General features: G+C 65.4%; 15 protein-coding genes. 7 read left to right on the forward strand and 8 right to left on the reverse strand.

Annotation, left to right across the window (positions count from 1 at the left end):
• Positions 1-75: 75 nt before the first annotated feature.
• The 5 genes from N2602_RS21760 to N2602_RS21780 form a co-directional block, all read right to left on the reverse strand.
• Entirely contained in the window at positions 76-312 is a 237-nt protein-coding gene (locus N2602_RS21760) for a hypothetical protein (RefSeq protein WP_212255157.1), read from the reverse strand.
• 60 nt (positions 313-372) lie between these two features.
• The gene (locus N2602_RS21765; RefSeq protein ID WP_260379367.1) at positions 373-1,593 is read right to left on the reverse strand and encodes a diguanylate cyclase; all 1,221 of its coding nucleotides are present in this window, start codon (positions 1,591-1,593) and stop codon (positions 373-375) included.
• A gap of 229 nt (positions 1,594-1,822) precedes the next feature.
• Positions 1,823-2,302 (reverse strand): 30S ribosomal protein S9, encoded by a 480-nt coding sequence (rpsI, locus tag N2602_RS21770; protein ID WP_018642439.1) that lies wholly within the window; start codon positions 2,300-2,302, stop codon positions 1,823-1,825.
• Position 2,303: 1 nt separating this feature from the next.
• Positions 2,304-2,768 (reverse strand): 50S ribosomal protein L13, encoded by a 465-nt coding sequence (gene rplM / locus N2602_RS21775; protein ID WP_018642440.1) that lies wholly within the window; start codon positions 2,766-2,768, stop codon positions 2,304-2,306.
• Between the two features lie 158 nt (positions 2,769-2,926).
• The gene (locus N2602_RS21780; protein WP_025036650.1) at positions 2,927-3,355 is read right to left on the reverse strand and encodes a PaaI family thioesterase; all 429 of its coding nucleotides are present in this window, start codon (positions 3,353-3,355) and stop codon (positions 2,927-2,929) included.
• 85 nt (positions 3,356-3,440) lie between these two features.
• Between N2602_RS21780 and N2602_RS21785 the strand changes: the two genes are divergently transcribed.
• The 4 genes from N2602_RS21785 (at position 3,441) to N2602_RS21800 (ending at position 6,836) form a co-directional block, all read left to right on the forward strand.
• Positions 3,441-4,265, forward strand: coding sequence for an enoyl-CoA hydratase (locus tag N2602_RS21785; RefSeq protein WP_260379368.1), 825 nt, complete (start codon positions 3,441-3,443; stop codon positions 4,263-4,265).
• A 108-nt stretch (positions 4,266-4,373) separates the two neighbouring features.
• Positions 4,374-4,958 carry a CoA-binding protein gene (locus N2602_RS21790; protein ID WP_260379369.1) on the forward strand — a complete coding sequence of 195 codons (585 nt, stop codon included), beginning with the start codon at positions 4,374-4,376 and terminating at the stop codon, positions 4,956-4,958.
• Between the two features lie 149 nt (positions 4,959-5,107).
• Positions 5,108-6,388: an O-acetylhomoserine aminocarboxypropyltransferase gene (locus N2602_RS21795; protein ID WP_260379370.1), complete on the forward strand. Its 1,281-nt coding sequence runs from the start codon at positions 5,108-5,110 to the stop codon at positions 6,386-6,388.
• Between the two features lie 106 nt (positions 6,389-6,494).
• Positions 6,495-6,836, forward strand: a complete 342-nt coding sequence (locus N2602_RS21800) for a hypothetical protein (RefSeq protein WP_260379371.1) — start codon at positions 6,495-6,497, stop codon at positions 6,834-6,836.
• Here the strand turns inward: N2602_RS21800 and N2602_RS21805 are convergent, their stop codons facing one another.
• Positions 6,837-7,919: a COX15/CtaA family protein gene (locus N2602_RS21805; protein ID WP_260379372.1), complete on the reverse strand. Its 1,083-nt coding sequence runs from the start codon at positions 7,917-7,919 to the stop codon at positions 6,837-6,839. It lies immediately after the preceding gene.
• Positions 7,920-8,029: 110 nt separating this feature from the next.
• On the opposite strand from N2602_RS21805, the gene N2602_RS21810 reads away from it, so the two are divergent.
• On the forward strand, positions 8,030-8,251 hold the full coding sequence (locus N2602_RS21810; protein ID WP_018320088.1) for a DUF2842 domain-containing protein: 222 nt from the start codon (positions 8,030-8,032) through the stop codon (positions 8,249-8,251).
• Here N2602_RS21810 and N2602_RS21815 read toward each other — a convergent pair.
• Positions 8,235-9,281 carry a polysaccharide deacetylase family protein gene (locus tag N2602_RS21815; RefSeq protein ID WP_260379373.1) on the reverse strand — a complete coding sequence of 349 codons (1,047 nt, stop codon included), beginning with the start codon at positions 9,279-9,281 and terminating at the stop codon, positions 8,235-8,237. The two genes, N2602_RS21810 and N2602_RS21815, sit on opposite strands and share 17 nt — an antisense overlap.
• A 129-nt stretch (positions 9,282-9,410) precedes the next feature.
• On the opposite strand from N2602_RS21815, the gene N2602_RS21820 reads away from it, so the two are divergent.
• Positions 9,411-10,592, forward strand: coding sequence for a GNAT family N-acetyltransferase (locus N2602_RS21820; protein ID WP_260379374.1), 1,182 nt, complete (start codon positions 9,411-9,413; stop codon positions 10,590-10,592).
• A gap of 308 nt (positions 10,593-10,900) precedes the next feature.
• Here the strand turns inward: N2602_RS21820 and N2602_RS21825 are convergent, their stop codons facing one another.
• Complete coding sequence (locus N2602_RS21825; RefSeq protein ID WP_260379375.1) at positions 10,901-13,201, reverse strand: exopolysaccharide transport family protein; 2,301 nt, start codon at positions 13,199-13,201, stop codon at positions 10,901-10,903.
• A 201-nt stretch (positions 13,202-13,402) separates the two neighbouring features.
• Between N2602_RS21825 and N2602_RS21830 the strand changes: the two genes are divergently transcribed.
• On the forward strand, positions 13,403-14,536 hold the full coding sequence (locus tag N2602_RS21830; protein WP_212255148.1) for a glycosyltransferase family 4 protein: 1,134 nt from the start codon (positions 13,403-13,405) through the stop codon (positions 14,534-14,536).
• The last annotated feature ends 66 nt before the right edge of the window (positions 14,537-14,602 follow it).

Raw genomic sequence — 14,602 nt, forward strand, 5'->3', positions numbered from 1 at the left:
CCCGTGTCTAGCGTAGCCGGAGCCAAAGAAAAAGGCGCCGGAACGGCGCCCTGCCCCAGCCGAAATGCGGGTGCGTCAGGCGAACAGCAGAACGGTGCCGGTCACGATCAGCGCACACCCCGCGAACAGCACGAACGGCCAGTAGCTACGGTGCTGCGTGTAGCGTCCTTGCGCGCGGCGCTCGGTGATCAGCGCGCTCTCGTATTCGTCCGCAGTCGAGAACAGACAGGCGAAGCCGCCGCGGGCCGAGGCGGCCTCGGCTTCGAGCGACATCAGGGCGGCTTGCGGATTCTGTCGGCGGATCGATTCCATGACCACGATGGTAGGGATCGAATGGTAAACAGAGATTTACCGCAAGCCCGCCCTGCATTCTCACGCGGTGACCGGACGCGCCTGCGATCCGCCGATCCGCGCCGCGCTCTGGCGCCGCCAGTTCTCCAGCGACAGCGGCAGCTCCTCGGCCGCCTCGACGCGGTTGCGGCCGCCGCGCTTGGCCTGGTAGAGCGCGGTGTCGGCCGAGGCCAGCAGCACCTCGAGCTCGGTGCCGGCCGGACCGCCGGCGACGCCGATGCTGACGGTGGTGTCGACCGGGCCTTCGTCGACCACGACGCCGGAGGTCTCGAACGCCTCGCGCACGCGCTCGGCGACCAGCACGCCCTCCTCCAGCGCGCACGGCAACAGCGCGGCGAACTCCTCGCCGCCGATGCGGCCCGAAAGGTCGGAGATGCGCAAATTGCTGACCACGACGGTGGAGAACAGTTTGAGCATCTCGTCGCCGGCGGGATGGCCGAAACGGTCGTTGATCGACTTGAAGTGGTCGATGTCGAAGATCATCACGGTCACGGGCCGCCCGGCCTTGGCCTCGCGCTCGATCACGCGCGCACAGGCCTCCGAGAAGCCGCGGCGGTTGAGCATACCGGTCAAAGGATCGGTCGATGCCGCAGTCCGGTGCGCGGTGACGGTGCGCTCCGACACCAGCATGAAGATCACGAACACCGTACCGACGGCATAGAGGATGAGCTCGACCGCGAACACCGTAACCCAGATGCTCGAGGAGAAGCCGGCATCATGCGGACGCAGGACGCTGCCGATCACGATCGGCAGCATCAACACGCAGCCGTGCATCACCGGCATCACGAGGGCCGGCCAGCGCCGTTGCACGCTCTTGCGCCGTTCGGTCCAGAGCTCGCTCGCAGTCAGCGCCGCGTACACCGAGACGATGCCGGCACCGACGAGCATGCGCAGCATCGATGCCGTGGGATCGAGCAGCGTCGCAGCCGCGACCCAGGCGAGCGCGCCGAGCACGAGCCCGGGCCAGTTCGGCTTGCGTCCGTGGAAGACGCGCGCCGCGTTCCATACCATGCCGCAGGCGACGAAACCGACGGCGTTCAGCGCGAGGTACAAGTGCGGCCCCAGCCTGTCGCCCGCCGCGGTCCATAACGCGACGGAGGCGGCACCGAGCAGATAGGCGGTGCCCCACCATTTCAGCGCCGGGCTGTTCTCCTGCTTGCCGAAAAACACCATCATGGCGCCGAGCAGTGCGGCGACCATGGTGGCGACCAAATAGAGCGTGATGCTATCGAGCGACATCATGTCGGCCCCCTTTAGAAAATAGCAGTTACGCGATCGGCCCAGCCGATTTGCGCGCCCTTCCGAAGGCGACGCTAGGTCGCGCGGGTTCCATTCAGGTTTTCGCGGATCCCTAAGTTTTCGGGAAACACGCCATCAATTTGCATACAAACGAACAACAAAAAGGGCGCTGAAATCAGCGCCCTTTTGCATCTCATTGAAGCCGCTTTCGCGGCGAATGCGACCGAAGCGATTAACGCTTCGAGAACTGGAAGGACCGGCGGGCCTTGGCCTTGCCGTACTTCTTGCGCTCGACCACGCGCGAGTCGCGGGTGAGGAAGCCGCCCTTCTTGAGCACAGAGCGCAGCTCCGGCTCGAAATAGGTGAGCGCCTTGGAGATACCGTGACGGACCGCACCGGCCTGGCCGGACAGACCGCCGCCGGCGACGGTGCAGATCACGTCGTACTGGCCCGAACGCTGGGCCACCGAGAACGGCTGCTCGATCATCATGCGCAGCACGGGACGGGCGAAATAGACCTCGACCTCGCGCGAGTTGACGGTGACCTTGCCGGCGCCCGGCTTGATCCAGACGCGGGCGACCGCATCCTTGCGCTTGCCGGTCGCATAGGCGCGGTTGAACTTGTCGACCTTCTTCTCGTGCTTGGGCGCCTCGGGCGCGGCCGCCGTCTTGAGCTGCGAGAGCTGGTCGAGCGACTGAATGGATTCGGCCATGTTATGCGGCCCTCGTGTTCTTGCGGTTCAACTTGGCGATGTCGATCTTCTCGGGCTGCTGCGCCTCGTGCGGATGATCAGCCCCGCCGTAGACGCGGAGGTTGCCCATCTGGACGCGACCGAGCGGACCACGCGGGATCATGCGCTCGACGGCCTTCTCGAGCACGCGCTCGGGATGACGGCCCTCGAGGATCTGGCGCGCGGTGCGCTCCTTGACGTGGCCGACATAGCCGGTGTGCTTGTAATAGGTCTTCTGCTCGCGCTTGCGACCGGTGAGTACCGCATGCTGCGCATTGATGATGATGACGTTGTCGCCGCAATCGACGTGCGGGGTGTAGGTCGGGAGGTGCTTGCCGCGCAGGCGCATGGCGACAATGGTGGCGAGACGGCCGACGACCAGACCCTTGGCGTCGATCAGCACCCACTTCTTCGTCACCTCAGCCGGCTTTGCCGAAAAGGTTTTCATGTCGGAGTTTCCGTGGACGGGAGATATCAGCGCGAACATCGCGCCGGACTGCGCGGGTTTCTAGAGAAGAGAGGCGCAACGGTCAATGCCCCAGAGTGCAAATTAGCAACGTAAAATCAATGGCTTAAAAATATGGTGCGATATTACCTGCAAAAAGCTCAAACATTTGGAATGGAATAGGTCGAGGTGACGTGGGCGATCGGATCGGGTGAGGTCCCGGACAGGAGGTTCACCTCCCCCACAGCAAGGCGCTTGCCGAGCTTGAGCAGCCGGGCCTCGGCCAGCACGTCCTGCCCGGGCTGGCCCTTGCGCAGGAAGTTGATGTTGAGATTGGTGGTGACGGCGAGCCCGATCGGCCCGATCGCGGACAGCAGCACCACGTACATCGCGAAATCCGCGAGCGCCATCAGGGTCGGGCCCGACACGGTTCCGCCCGGCCGCAGCATCCGTTCGCTGTAGCGCTGGCGCAAGAGGCTGGTCTGGCCGTCCGCGCTCTCGATCGTGATGTCGTCACCGCTGAAGGCCTGGGGAAACTCGTCACGGAGGAACTGCTCCAGCTCCGCCACGCTCATTTTCGCTAACGCCATGCCGTCCCCACCCTCGCTTCGCCTGCCCTGTTACATTAAGTTATCGGTGTCATCCAATTGCAATCATTTAGGGGAAATCGCGTCAATGTCCTCCCAAGCCGCCCGCGCCCCCTCCCCGCAACCGCCGATCCTGCTGCGCGAGATCGTCGGCAGCGTCGCCGTGCTCACGCTGAACCGACCAGCCGCGCGCAACAGCCTTTCGGAGGCAATGATCGGACAGCTGCATGCGAGCCTCAATGCGATCGCGGAACACAAGCACATCCGTGCGGTCGTGATCGCAGCCAACGGCCCGGCTTTTTCCGCCGGCCACGACCTGAAGGAACTGACCGCGCGCCGCACCGATCCGGATCACGGCCGGGCTTATTTTGCGCAGATCATGACGGCATGCAGTGCCATGATGCAGGCGATCGTGCGCCTGCCCAAGCCCGTGGTCGCTGCCGTCCAAGGCATCGCCACCGCGGCGGGCTGCCAGCTGGTGGCAAGCTGCGATCTGGCGATCGCATCGGAGGCGGCGAAGTTCGCTACGCCCGGCATCGACATCGGACTGTTCTGCTCAACGCCGATGGTGGCGCTGTCGCGCAACGTGACGCGCAAGCAGGCCATGGAGATGCTGCTGACGGGCGAGCCTGTCACGGCCGACCGCGCCCGCGAGATCGGTCTCGTCAACCGCGTGGTGCCTGCCGGCACCGAGCTCGGCGCCGCGATCGAGCTCGCGCAACAGGTCGCGCTGAAATCCGCCTACACGATCAAGCTCGGCAAGGAGGCGTTCTACCGCCAGGCCGAGATGAGCCTTGCGGACGCCTATCGCTATGCCGCAGAGGTGATGACCGAGAACATGATGGCGCGCGACGCCGAGGAAGGCATCGGCGCCTTCATCGAGAAGCGCACGCCGACATGGCGGGATGAGTGAAATTCGTCATTGCGAGCGAAGCGAAGCAATCCAGGAATCCCTCCGCGGAAACAGCCTGAATTGCTTCGCCGCTTCGCTCCTCGCAATGACAAGAAAGAAGAACGACAAATGAACCACGACGCCTATCCCGACAATTACATCCGCGGCATCCTCAACGGCGTGAAGTCGATCGCGATGGTCGGCGCCTCGCCGGTCAATGTGCGGCCGAGCTATTTCGCGTTCAAATACCTGATGCAGCGCGGCTACGACATGATCCCGATCAATCCCGGCCATGTCGGCAAGGAGCTGCTCGGCAAGCCGTTCGTCGCGTCACTTTCGGACATCGGCCGTCCCGTCGACATGATCGACATCTTTCGCAACTCCAGCCACATCATGCCCGTCGTCGAGGAGGCGCTCACGCTCGACCCGCTGCCGAAGGTGATCTGGATGCAGCTCGGCGCGCGCGACGATGCCGCTGCGGCGAAAGCGGAATCAGTCGGTATCAAGGTGGTCATGAACCGTTGCCCGAAGATCGAATATGGCCGCCTGTCGTCCGAAATCTCCTGGATGGGCGTGAATTCGCGCACGCTCAGCTCCAAGCGCGCGCCGGCGCCGACGCAGGGCATGCGGCTATCCCTCAATCGGATGAGCGTCGGCGGTGGCAACACCGCCGCATCGGATCGTGCTGCGAAGAACAAGAGCGAGCAAAGCTGACGCACTTGCGAAGGCTTCGTTTCGCGAGCGCGACAATGCGTAGCACGATCATTCCCAAATGATCCTGATGTGAAGCGGCGCCTTGACGGCGGGCGCCCCGCCCATCAGCATGCCGCGCGATTTCAGACCACAAGAACAGGACGCCCTCAATGAGCGATCGCCTTCCGGGATTTTCAACGCTTGCCGTGCATGCCGGTGCACAGCCCGACCCCACCACCGGCGCGCGCGCGACTCCGATTTATCAAACGACCTCTTTCGTCTTCAACGATGCCGACCACGCCGCCTCGCTGTTCGGACTGCAGGCGTTCGGCAACATCTATACCCGCATCGGCAACCCCACCAATGCCGTGCTGGAAGAGCGCGTCGCCGCGCTCGAAGGCGGCACGGCCGCGCTCGCGGTGGCCTCGGGCCATGCCGCGCAGGTCGTGGTGCTGCAGCAGCTGCTTCAACCCGGCGACGAGTTCATCGCCGCGCGAAAACTCTATGGCGGCTCGATCAACCAGTTCACGCACGCCTTCAAGAGCTTTGGCTGGAACGTGGTGTGGGCCGATCCCGACGATATCGCAAGCTTCGAGCGCGCGGTGACGCCGCGCACGAAGGCGATCTTCATCGAGTCCATCGCCAACCCCGGCGGCAGCATCACCGACATCGAGGCGATCTCGACCGTGGCACGCAAGGCGGGCGTTCCGCTGATCGTCGACAACACGCTGGCCTCGCCCTATTTGATCCGTCCGATCGATCACGGCGCCGACATCGTCGTACACTCGTTGACGAAATTTTTGGGCGGCCACGGCAACTCGCTCGGCGGCATCATCGTCGATGCCGGCACCTTCGACTGGTCGACCGGCGGTAAATATCCGATGCTGTCGGAGCCGCGTCCGGAATATCACGGCATCCGCCTGCAGGAGACCTTCGGCAATTTCGCCTTCGCGATCGCCTGCCGCGTGCTCGGCCTGCGCGATCTCGGCCCGGCGCTGTCGCCGTTCAACGCCTTCATGATCCTGACCGGCATCGAGACGCTGCCGCTGCGCATGCAGAAGCACTGCGACAATGCCAAGGCCATTGCCGAATACCTCGCGGGACATCCTGCGGTGGCCTCGGTGAGCTATGCTGGCCTGCCGAACGACAAGTACAACCAGCTCGCGCGCAAATACGCGCCGCGGGGCGCGGGCGCGGTGTTCACCTTCAGCCTGAAGGGCGGCTATGATGCCGGCGTCAGCCTGGTGTCGAAGCTGCAGCTGTTCTCGCACCTCGCCAATGTCGGCGATACCCGCTCGCTGGTGATCCATCCGGCCTCGACCACGCACAGCCAGCTCGACGACGCCGCCAAGATCAAGTCCGGCGCCGGCCCCGACGTGGTCCGCCTCTCGATCGGCATCGAGGACAAGGAAGACCTGATCGCGGATCTGGAACAGGCGCTGGGGGCGTAGCGCCTGGGAACGACGGCGGCCCTTTCGGCCGCCGCCGGTTAACTCTCATTAACCATATCCGCCCCATACATCGTCCTTGGATCGCCCCTTTGATTCGGAGCCGACGATGCTGCGCTGGATGGTGCCCGCCCTGGCAGTGATGCTGACGGTCTCGGCTGCAATTGCCGCCGATCTGCCGGCGACGCCGAAGCGGCGCGCCGCCGTGCCGCAGGACCCGCCTCAGGTCTATGTCGAGACCGATCCGGATGCGCTGATCTCGCCGGCCTATGGCATCGGCAGCTATATCCGTAACCTGCCGGGCACGCCGCTGCTGCCGGGCTCGCACACGCTGCCCGGCTATTACGGCCGCCCGTGGAGCTACGATTATCAGGGCTCGTATTACGGCGGGAAGCAGGTCGATTATTTCTGGCGCCTGCCCTACGCGTGCGGCGTCTACGGCTATTGCTGATCAGCCGGGCTGGCTCACGGGAACTACGCGCGGCTGCGCCCGCGCAGACTGCCGTGATGCCAGCCGTTCCACCTGCATCATCGCCAGCGTCAACACCACGATCGCAACCGCCTGGTGCGTCAGTGCGAGACCGATCGGCACCTGGTTGAGCAGAGTGAGGATGCCGAGCACCGCCTGCACGCTCACCGCCGCGAACAGCCACAGCGCGCCGCTTGCTGCCGCGCCTGCGCGCAAACGCACCGCGTCGATCGCATGCAGCAGCGCGAGCACGAACAGCGCATAGGCGGTCATGCGGTGCTCGAACTGTACCGTCAGCACATTGTCGAACATGTTGCGCCACCACGGCGTCTCGAACCACAGCCGCTCCGCCGACGGGATGAGCGCCCCGTCGATCTCAGGCCAGGTGTTGTAGGCCCGCCCGGCACGCAGGCCCGCGACCAGTGCGCCGAAATAGATCTGCACGAACGTCACCACGAGCAGCAGCGCGCTCGTGAACCGCAGCCGCGCGGACACGGCAATGTGCGGCCGCTCCTTGAGCCGCCGCACCGTCCAGACGATGCCGGCGAAGATCAGGAGCGCGAGCGAAAGATGCGTCGCCAACCGATATTGCGACACCTCGACCCGCTCCGTGAGGCCCGAGGCCACCATCCACCAGCCGACCGCCCCCTGCAGCCCGCCGAGCGCGAACAGCAGCCACAGCCTGCGCTTCAGCTCACCCGACAACCCGCCGCGCCAGAGGAAGAACAGGAACGGCAAGAGATAGGCGACGCCGATGAAGCGGCCGAGCAGCCGGTGGCTCCATTCCCACCAGAAGATCTGCTTGAACTCGGACAGGCTCATGCCTGAATTGAGCTCGCGATATTGCGGGATCTTCTTGTAGGCCTCGAACGCCTCGGCCCACGCCGCCTCCGACAGCGGCGGAACACTGCCCGTGACCGGCTTCCATTCGACGATCGAAAGGCCGGATTCCGTCAGCCGTGTCGCACCGCCGACCAGCACCATCAGCGCGATCAGCACGGCCACGCAGATCAGCCACCAGCGCACGGCGCGATGCGGCTCGGATGGGGCGGAAATCGTCGTCATTTCAGAGATAAAACCAAGCCTGTGGCTAAGAGACTTGAACCGGATTGCGTGCCCCTTATAGTCCCCCGCTCCCGCAGCGCAAGTTACGCGAAAGCCTTAAAGTCCCGGCCATGACGATCCGCACCCGCAAGTTCCTCGGCGCCATCCTGCTCCTGGTGCTGGCCACCGTCTGGGCCCTGCTCGGCATGGCGGCGGCGCAGATGCCGTGGATCGCCGAATCCGGCTGGCGGCAGGCGATCTACTATGTGGTGGTCGGCATGGGCTGGGTGCTGCCGGCGATGCCGATCGTGAGCTGGATGCAGCGGCCCGATCGCGTCAAGTCTGGCTCGTAGCGCTCCCGGTCGGTCTCACCGGCGCAAAGGCGACGCCCGACACCAGCACGCGCAGCATCCGCAGCGAGCGCACGCGCCCGTCCCAGGGGATCCGCGGCAGCGCGCGCAAGTTTGTGCGTCCCTCCGCCTCAACGATGCCCGGGATCGTCGAGGCGGCGCTGGCGAAGCCCGCCTCCTCCGCCATCACGACGTGGCCGCGCCGGAACGAAGCGCGGTCGCCGAACGGAAAGGCGAAATGCCTGATCTCGCGCTGGAAAGCCGATTCCGCCACGGCCTTGCCCATCGTCATCTCGCGCAGCGCGGCTGCGTCCTTCAGGTTGGCCAGGACCGGATAGTTCACCGTTGCGCTGCCGATCGTCACGAGCGGGTCGGCGGCGAGCCTGGCAAGGTCTTCCCAATCCATCGAAGCCTCGCGGGAGAGCGCGGCGAGGTCGATCCGGTAGCGCGTGCAGAGATCGGCGATCGCGGCCGACAGATCCGCCGGCGGCAGCGAGCGCAGCCAGCTCTCCAGATACGAAAACAGCGCCTGTTTCCCGGCCTTGTCGGCGACGGTGAAGCGCTGCTCCTTCTCGCCCATCATCAGGCTGATGCGGCTCTCGCGTGCGATCACCTGCTCCAGCCCGAGCCACCAGGCCTCGCCGACGCCGTCGGGAAAAGCGGTCGGCACATAGACCGTGAATGGCACGGCGTGACGCGCCAGCACAGGATAGGCGAAGGTGATGAGATCCTTGGGCGCGCCATCGAAGGTCAGCGCCACGAAGCGCCGCTTCTCCGGCAGCGTCACCGCGCGCCGGCAGACCTCGTCCATGCCGAGGAAATCGTACTTCCACCGCTTCAGCGCGCGGATGGCGCGATCGAGGAATTGCGGCGTGACCTCGTGCTCGCGCAGCGGCTGAAATCCGCGCCGCCGCGGCCGCACGTGCTGAAAGCGCAGGATGGCGCCGGCACCGCGACTGCGCAGCATGGCCTGGCCGGTGAACCAGGCCAGCTCGAGGCGCAGCCGTTCCAGCCATCTGTCGTCGGAAGCCAAAATCCCACCCTTCGCGCGCGCCGGCGGTCCGTTCCCTCGCCCATTGTCATTACCCTTTGTTGACCTTTGTTTGCAAAGGTCGGCCACAGGCCGAAATACGTATTTTCGATTTCTCGACAGGTTTCGCGAATGACCATGGCTGCGGCGATGCAAAGCCGGACGGCAGAAGCGCCAGCGCGGTCGAAAGCGAGCCGTATTGCGCAGGTCGATATCGTCACCGATCTCGCCGAGGCCGAGGCGGTCTGGCGTGCCTTCGAGGAACACGGCCATCTCTTCACGCCCTACCAGCGCTTCGACCTGCTCAGTCCGTGGCAGCGACTGGTCGGCGCCCATGAAGGTGCGCGGCCGTTCATCGTGATCGCCTGCGACGCCGAGCGCCGGCCGCTCCTGCTGCTGCCGCTATCGCTGCGCGAGCGCCACGGCATGCGCACCGCCTGCTTCATGGGCGGCAAGCACACGACCTTCAATATGGGCCTGTGGAACGCCGAGTTCGCGGCAGAGGCCGCCGGCGCCGATCTCGATGCACTGCTTGCGCCGCTCGGTGAGCACGTCGACGTGCTCGCGCTGACGCAGCAGCCCGAGCGCTGGCACGACCAGCGGAACCCGTTTGCAGCCCTGCCGCGGCAGCGCGCGATCAACGCCTGTCCGCGGCTGCTGATGGAGCCGGGCGGTCCGCCGGCATCGCGGATCAGCAATTCCCTCCGCCGCCGCCTCAAGAGCAAGGAAAAGAAGCTTCAGTCCCTCGCCGGCTATCGCTATCACCTGGCGACGTCAGACGCAGACATCACCCGCCTGCTCGACTGGTTCTTCCGCGTCAAGCCGGCGCGGATGGCGGAGCAGAAGCTCCCGAACGTCTTTGCCGAACCCGGCGTCGAGCAGTTCGTCCGCAGCGCCTGCCTTGCACCGCGCGGTGAAGGTCATGTCATCGACATCCATGCGCTGGAATGCGACGAGGAGGTGATCGCGATCTTCGCCGGCGTCGCCGACGGGACGCGCTTCTCGATGATGTTCAACACCTACACGATGTCCGAGCACGCCCGCTACAGCCCCGGCCTGATCCTGATGCGCTACATCATCGACCGCTATGGCGAGCGCGGCTACCGCTCGCTCGACCTCGGCATCGGTTCGGACGATTACAAGCGGATGTTCTGCAAGGACGACGATGCGATTTTCGACAGCTTCGTCCCCCTGACCTCGCGCGGCAAGCTCGCGGCGATGGCGATGTCCTCGCTCAGCCACGGCAAGCGGCTGGTGAAGCAGAACCAGATGCTGTTCGACATGGCCCGCCGGCTGCGGCAGGCGTTCGGGTAAGATCTCTCCACAAACGCCCATTTCGTAGGGTGGGCAAAGCGACTTGTCCGCCGTAGCTCGAAGAGCGAAGGCGGAAGCGTGCCCACGTCTTCCGTTACCGCATTGGACAGGCGGTGGGCACGGCGCAAGGGCGCCTTTGTCCACCCTACGAGTTCTGTCTTCCCTTCTCCCCTTGTGGGAGAAGGTGGCGCGAAGCGCCGGATGAGGGGTTCTCTCGACTCGCCGGATTGTTCGTGAGGATAGAGACCCCTCACCCGGCTTCGCTACGCGAAGCCACCCTCTCCCACAAGGGGAGAGGGTAAGAACGCCTACGCCGCCACCACGCGCGGCGTCTCGGCGGCATCGGACGGCTGCACCGGCTTGCTCAGCATCGTCACCGCGCTGAAGCCGACGGCTCTCAGCTGCTCGCACATCTGCGTGCGCGCATCCGGGGCCATCGCGGCGTCAGGCACCACGACGGCGCGGGCATGCGCCGTCAACAGCTCGGCCGGAAGGTCGGAGGCGCTGCCGGCGTCGATCAGCACGTGATCGTAGGCCCGCAGCAGCGCGTCGATCGCGAGCGCCACGCGCGGCGATTGCAGCAGGCTGCGGTCGAAGCCGGGACGGCCGGCCATCACCAGATGCAGCCGCGACAGCTTGTCCCGGGTGATGACTTGCGCGAACGAGGCCTCGCCCTGCATCAGCTCGGCAAGGCCCGGCGACTGCGCATCGACGGAGACTGCGGCAATCGTCGGCGAGGATGCGGCGAGATCGACTACGACGACGCGGGCATCGCGCGCCAGGTTCCGCGCCAGCGTCAGCGTCGACAGCGTGATGGCTTCGCCCGGCGCGGTGCCGAGCACCGTCACCTTCTTGGCCGCGGCGCCCGCGGCACGCAGATCGTCGGCCAGACGTTCGATCTCGGTGAATTCGCCGGTGTCCAAATCGGCCGTCATTTCCGGCTGCAGCGGCGCGGGCTCCGCCAACACCGGATCCAATATTGGCTCGCCGGCCCTGTCGACCGCGGGCTCGATGGCCCGTTGAACGACCCGCTGCTCCTCACGCACCGGCGCGCGCGCAGGACCCGTCGCCGCGCGCGGCGCGGTCTGGCGCAGCAGCTCGCCGGTGACGACGACGCCGGACGAGAGCAGCAGCGTGGCGATCGTCGCGATCAGCACGATCGGCAGCTTCTTCGGATAGGCCGGCGTGTTCGAGACGATGGCGCGCGAGATGATGCGGCCATCGGTCGGCGCGGTGTCGATGGTCTCGCGGGTGTTGGCCTCGCGGTACTTGGCAAGATAAGTCTCGAGCAGATCGCGCTGCGCCTTGGCTTCGCGCTCGAGCGCGCGGAGCTGGACGTCCTGGCCGTTGGTGGACGCCGCCTGCTTCTTGAGCTGCTCGAGGCTCACGGTCAGGCCATCGACCCGGCCGCTGGCGATCCGGGCGTCGTTCTCGAGCGAGCGCGAGATCTTGGCAGCTTCGTCGCGAATCTGATTGTCGAGGTCGCCGAGCTGCGCCTTCAGCTCCTTGATCCGGGGATGATTGCCGAGCAGCGTCGAGGATTGTTCGGCAAGCTGCGCCCGCAGCGTCACCCTCTGCTCCGACAGCCGGCGCATCAATTCGGAGTTCACGACCTCGGATGCCTCGATCGGCTTGCCGCTCTGGAGCATCTCCTTGATCAGCCGTGCCTTGGATTCTGCATCCGCCTTCATCGAGCGCGCGTTGTTGAGCTGGGTGTTGACCTCGCCCATCTGCTGGTTCGACAGCGTGGTGTTGTTGGTGCCGACGAACAGGCTGGACTTGGAACGGAAGTCCTCGACCCTGGCTTCGGCCTCCGAGACCTTCTTGCGCAAACTCTCGATCTCGCCGGCCAGCCATTGGCTGGCGTTCTTGGCCTGTTCCTGGCGCGCCGCCTGCTGCAGCACGAGATAGCCGTCGGCGATCGAGTTGGCGACGCGCGCGGCAAGCTCGGGATCGGCGGACTGGAATTCGACCACGATCACGCGCGACTTGTCGACGGCGTAGGCCTGAAGGCGTTCATAATAGGAATCGAGCACGCGCTCTTCCGGCGTCATTGCGAAAGGATCGCGGCCGATGCCGACGAGCGCGGCAAGCGACTTCAGCGGCGAGATGCCCTGCAGGACGGGATCGAATTCCGGGCGCTCGGCGAGCTTGTTCTTCTTGATGATCTCGCGCGCGAGATCGCGCGACAGCACCAGCTGCACCTGGCTGGTGACGGCCTCGGCATCGAGCGCCTGCCGCTCCTCGGTGCGGTCGCTGTTCGGACGCAGGAACACGTTCTCGCGGCCGTCGATCAGGATGCGGGTTTCGGACTTGTAGCGCGGCGTGACGAGATTGACGATGGCGAGGGACGCAACGAGCGCCAGCACCGTCGGAACGATGACCCAGCCGCGCTTGCGCGCCAGGGCGGCACCGAGCGCATGCAGGTCGATATCGCCGGATTCGACTTGCCCCGGCTTCGCGCTGACGGACGCAGGCTTCGCTTCGATCTTGGCGTCGATCTTTTCGATGGTGGCTTCGATCTTGGGCGCAGCCTCGCCCTTGGACTTCGCGACGGCCCGCTCGATTACAGCCTTGTCCTTGCCGGCACGCCAGAACGCTAAACGCATCGAACACTCCCGCAGGGCAACGCTGCGACTCTACCTCAACCGGGGCGATTACACTCCATTAAGGTTGCCGCTGGGTTAATCGCGACAGCACGCGCCTGACGCGCGCGCGCCCGTCACCGTTTGTTAACCACGAGGCCCCTTAATCCATCGCGATTATTTCGTGACAATTGTTCGGCAGTCGCCGTCGAGCTGGTTTTGATCATGCCCCCCTCTCCCGACCGGCCGCTTCGCATCCTTCACGCCGTGCGCGCTCCGGTCGGCGGCATCTTCCGTCACATCCTGGACGTCGCCAACGGCCAGGTCGACCGCGGCCATCATGTCGGCATCCTCGCCGACAGCCTCACCGGCGGCGAGCGCGCCGACAAGGCGCTGACCGAGCTCGCGCCGCGCTTGAAGCTCGGCGTGCACCGTATGGCGATCCGCCGCGAACCGTCGCCGGACGACGTCCTGGTATGGCTCCGCATGCGGCGGCTCATCGCCGCACTCAAGCCCGACGTGATGCACGGCCACGGTGCCAAGGCAGGCGCCTTCATCCGCATGCGGCGACGCTCGGACAAGACGATCCGCATCTACACCCCGCACGGCGGCTCGCTGCACTACCCGCTCAACACCTTCAAGGGCGAGTTCTACGCGCGGCTCGAGCGTGCGCTGATGGATTCGACGGACCTGTTCCTGTTCGAGAGTGCCTTTGCGCGCGACACCTATCAGCGCATCGTCGGCACGCCCAAGGGCGTAGTGCATTGCGTCTTCAACGGCGTGACGCCGGAGGAATTCGAGCCGGTCATTACCGGCGAGGATGCGACCGACCTCTGCTATGTCGGCGAGTTCAGGCACATCAAAGGCGCCGACCTGCTGGTCGACGCCGTGGCGCGTCTGCACGAGGGCGGCAAGAAGGTCACGCTCACGCTCGGCGGTGACGGCGAGGAGACGGCCGCGCTGAAGGCACAGGTCGAGCGGCTCGGCCTCGGGAGCGCCATCCGCTTCATTGGTCACGTCAAGGCGCGCTACGGCTTCTCCAAGGGGCGGCTGCTCGTCGTCCCCTCGCGCGGCGATTCCATGCCTTACGTGGTGATCGAGGCCGGCGCCGCGGGCATTCCGATGATCGCATCCAAGATCGGCGGCATCCCCGAGATCCTGGGCGCCGACAGTCCGGCGCTGTTCGCGCCCAGCGATCCCGAAGCCATGGCAGAGGCGATCGCCGCAGCACTCGATGATCCGCACACCACCGCGCAACGCGCGGTCTCCTTGCGCGAGCGCATCTCGGCGCATTTCTCGCAGGCCGCGATGGTCGAGGGCGTGCTCGCCGGCTATCGCGACGCATTTGCCAATCATTAACCACCCTTAAGTCCGGCTTTAGAGAATCTTCCGATTTATCCGATAATCGAAGCGCCAGGGGATGCT

It is taken from the genome of Bradyrhizobium sp. NC92, assembly GCF_025200865.1.
Classification (GTDB): domain Bacteria; phylum Pseudomonadota; class Alphaproteobacteria; order Rhizobiales; family Xanthobacteraceae; genus Bradyrhizobium.